Source organism: Kitasatospora sp. NPDC024654 (assembly GCF_055559155.1).
Genome location: NZ_JBVHLF010000276.1, coordinates 1 through 1,176 on the forward strand (window position 1 = coordinate 1; position 1,176 = coordinate 1,176).

1 protein-coding gene is annotated in these 1,176 nt (G+C 69.7%); it reads right to left on the minus strand.

Translation table 11 applies throughout. The annotated features are described in order from the left end of the window. Nucleotides 1–1,176: acyltransferase domain-containing protein (locus tag ACZ38L_RS39595; protein ID WP_465703029.1), on the minus strand; the 1,176-nt coding region annotated here is incomplete at both ends.

Here is a 1,176-nt window from a genome sequence, read left to right on the forward strand (position 1 = left end):
GGTCAGGAAGGACTGCCAGTCGACCGGGACGCCGCGCACCCAGGCCTCGGCCAGGGAAGCGAAGAGCCGCTCCAGACCACCCTCCTGACGACGCAGGGTGCCGAACGCGACCGCGTCCCGGCCGCTGTCCTCGATGCTCTCCTGCACCGCCATCGCCAGCACCGGATGAGCACTGACCTCCACGAACGTCGTGATGCCGTGCTCGGCCAGCAGAGCACGAGTGGCATCCTCGAACTCCACCGTCGCCCGCAGATTGGTGTACCAGTACTCACCATCCATCCCCGAACCGTCGACCAGCTCACCGGTCACCGTGGACAGCAACGGCACCTCACCAGCCCGCGGTTCGATCCCCGCCAGAACCCCGAGGAGCTCCTCACGGATCGACTCCACCTGCACCGAATGCGACGCGTAGTCCACCGGCACCCGACGCGCCCGCACACCATCCGCCTCACAAGAGGCCAACAGCTCCTCCAGCGCCGCCGGCTCACCCGAGACGACCACCGACGACGGCCCGTTCACCGCCGCCACCGAGACCCGCTCCTCACCCCACACCACAAGCCGCTCACGCACCACCCCGACCGGCAACGCCACCGACACCATCCCACCAAGACCCGCCAGACCACCGGCGATCGCCCGACTGCGCAACGCCACCACCCGCGCACCGTCCTCCAACGACAGCGCACCCCCGACAACAGCCGCCGCGATCTCCCCCTGCGAATGCCCCACCACAGCCGCCGGCCGAACCCCAGCCACCCGCCACACCTCCGCGAGCGACACCATCACCGCCCACAACACCGGCTGCACCACATCGACCCGCTCCAGCCAGCCATCGCCGGCCTCACCACGCACAACCTCCAACAACGACCAACCATCCACGAACGGCGCCAACGCCGCCGCACACTCCCCCAACCGCTCCGCGAACACCGCGGAGCACTCCAACAACTCCACCGCCATCCCGGCCCACTGCGAACCCTGCCCCGGGAAGACGAACGCCACCCTGCCGGCAGAACCCGCCACACCCCGCACAGCCTCGGCCGCCACACCACCCGAGGCCAACGCCTCCAGACCACGCACCGCGCCGTCACGGTCACCCGCGACCACCACCGCACGATGCTCGAACACCGACCGCGACACCACCAACGCGCGACCCACATCGGACAGTTCGAGCTCGGGTCG